The sequence below is a fragment of the Terriglobales bacterium genome (genome assembly GCA_035543055.1).
Classification (GTDB): Bacteria; Acidobacteriota; Terriglobia; order Terriglobales; family Acidobacteriaceae; genus JAIQFD01.
This window is the reverse complement of sequence record DATKKJ010000208.1, coordinates 1-2,427: the sequence shown is the minus strand read 5'-3', so window position 1 is coordinate 2,427 and position 2,427 is coordinate 1. Positions and strand designations below refer to the sequence as shown.

At 65.5% G+C, this 2,427-nt stretch carries 4 protein-coding genes; all 4 read left to right on the top strand.

Translation table 11 applies throughout. From position 1 onward, the window contains the following. A partial coding sequence (locus VMS96_13665) for a 2Fe-2S iron-sulfur cluster-binding protein (protein HVP44476.1) occupies positions 1-366 on the top strand: 366 nt, incomplete at its 5' end. Positions 367-375: 9 nt separating this feature from the next. Beyond that, on the top strand, positions 376-606 hold the full coding sequence (gene iscX / locus VMS96_13660; GenBank protein ID HVP44475.1) for a Fe-S cluster assembly protein IscX: 231 nt from the start codon (positions 376-378) through the stop codon (positions 604-606). Between the two features lie 18 nt (positions 607-624). Beyond that, the gene (locus VMS96_13655; GenBank protein HVP44474.1) at positions 625-1,335 is read left to right on the top strand and encodes an SUMF1/EgtB/PvdO family nonheme iron enzyme; all 711 of its coding nucleotides are present in this window, start codon (positions 625-627) and stop codon (positions 1,333-1,335) included. Between the two features lie 178 nt (positions 1,336-1,513). Further along, on the top strand, positions 1,514-2,427 hold a 914-nt coding region (locus VMS96_13650; protein HVP44473.1), incomplete at its 3' end, for a tetratricopeptide repeat protein.

Below are 2,427 nucleotides of genomic sequence, written 5' to 3'. Positions count from 1 at the left end.
AAGAGCAATCTCGTGCAGGTCACGTTCCTTCCGTTGGGCAAGACGGTGGAATTCGAGCACGGCAAGCTGCCCTACCAGGACCACGGCAAGGAAGAGTCGCTGCTCGACATCGCGCTCAACCACGGTATCGACCTGGAGCATGCGTGTGGCGGCAACTGCGCCTGCACCACCTGCCACGTGTGGGTGAAGGAAGGCGCCGAGTGCCTGAGCGAGATGGAGGACGACGAGGCCGACCGCCTCGACATGGCGGCCGACCTCCAGCTCAACTCCCGCCTGGGCTGTCAGGCGCAGATCACCAAGCCGGGCAAGGTGGTGGTCGAGATCCCGGCGTGGAACCGGAATTACGTTTCCGAAGGGAAGCACTAGGAGCACACGATGGCCACTGCACCGCTTTCTCCGCTCCATTGGGACGACGCCGAAGACATCGGCATCCTGCTGGCCGAGAAGTTCCCGGAGATCGATCCGCTGACGGTGCGCTTCACCGACCTGCATCGCTTCGTGACCGAGCTGCCGGGGTTCGCCGACGATCCTAAGCTGTCCAACGAGGGCAAGCTGGAGGCCATCCAGATGGCCTGGTACGACGAGTGGCAGGAGGCGCAGGGCTGATCGCCGATGACGGTCGCGATGCCCACAACTTCACCGCTCTTCTTGCAACCTAAGCTGGCACAGGTCCCCGCCGGATGGTTCCTGATGGGCAGCGATGCCGGACAGGAGAATGAGCGGCCGGTCCACCGGGTCTGGGTCAGTGCATTCGAGCTGGCCGCGAGGCAGGTCACCAACCTGGAGTTCTCGCGATATCTCGAAGCGACCGGCGCCCAGCCCCCTGTGCACTGGAAGGACCCGCAGTTCAGCCATCCCCAGCAGCCGGTGGTCGCGGTCTCCTGGTTCGAAGCGGCGGCCTACTGCGAATGGCTGACGCACTGTGCGGGGCGGCGCTATCGGCTGCCGACCGAGGCCGAGTGGGAGCGCGCCGCTCGCGGCGGCCGCGAGGGCGCACTGTATCCCTGGGGGGACGAACCGCCGCAAAGCCGTCCTGGCTATGCCGAGCGCTGGCTGCGTGGCCCGGAGCCGGTCGGCCGCCAGGCGCCCAGCGATTTCGGGCTCCACGACATCTGCGACAACGTCCACGAGTGGTGCAGCGACTGGTTCGACCCCGAGTATTACGCGGCGTCTCCGGAGCGCGATCCGCAGGGGCCGGCAGAAGGCGCCCGCCGGGCCTCACGCGGAGGTTCCTGGCGCCACCATGTGAAGGTGGCGCGCTGCGCCGCCCGCTCCAGCATCCCGCCGCACTTCCAGTACGCCGATTACGGGTTCCGGGTCGCCGCTGCACTTTAGCCCCGTTTGACTCGCCCCAGTGTCACTGCTAGCCTGTTTCGCCATGTGGGGGATGCGTAGGCGGAAGCATCGTTCGTTGGCAGTTCTATTCCTACTCAGCTTGCTAGCTTTCAGCTCGCCAGCGTGCGCGCAACATCAACAGAGTGATGCGGGCCAGCCGGTCGGCCTGTACAAGGGGATGGGGAACGCCCATCACCCGGTGAAGACCGCCAGCCCGCAGGCGCAGGCGTTCTTCGACCAGGGGATGAACTTCCTGTGGGGCTTCAATCATGATGAGGCGCTGAAGTCATTCCAGCGCGCCGCCGAACTCGACCCCAAGATGGCCATGGCGCAGTGGGGCATCGCCTACGCCGTGGGCCCGAATTACAACCTGCCGGTGGACGAGCAACGCGAACTGCAGGCGTACCACGCCATCCAGAAAGCGCTGGAGCTCTCCAAGGTCGGGCCCGCCATCGAGCGCGCCTACATCGAGGCGCTGGTGCAGCGCTATAGCAACGACCCCAAGGCCGACTTCCAGAAGCTGGCGGTGGATTACAGCGATGCCATGCGCGAAGTCAGCCGGAAGTACCCCGACGACCTCGATGCCGCCACGCTCTTCGCCGAGAGCCTGATGGACCTGCGTCCCTGGAAGCTGTGGAATGCCGACGGCACCCCTGCCCCAGGCACTGAGGAATGCGTGGCGACGCTGGAATCGGTGCTGCGCCGCGACCCAGAACACATCGGCGCCAATCATTTCTACATCCACGCGGTGGAAGCGTCGAACCGTCCGGAGCGTGCCCTGGCCAGCGCCGACCGCCTGGCCGGACTGGCGCCCGGCGCCGGACACCTGGTGCACATGCCGGCTCATATCTACATCCGGACCGGCTTCCACGACGCTTCCGTCGAGACCAACAAGAAGGCCGCCGCGGCCGATGAGGCCTTCTTCCGGCAATCCCACGAGCAGGGCATCTACCCGATGATGTACTACACCCATAACCTGCACTTCATCGCCGTCTCCAGCGCGATCATGGGGAAATACGATGAGGCGATGGCGGCCTCGAAGCGCATCCAGGAGCACGTGGCCCCGCACCTGAAGCAGATGCCGATGCTCGA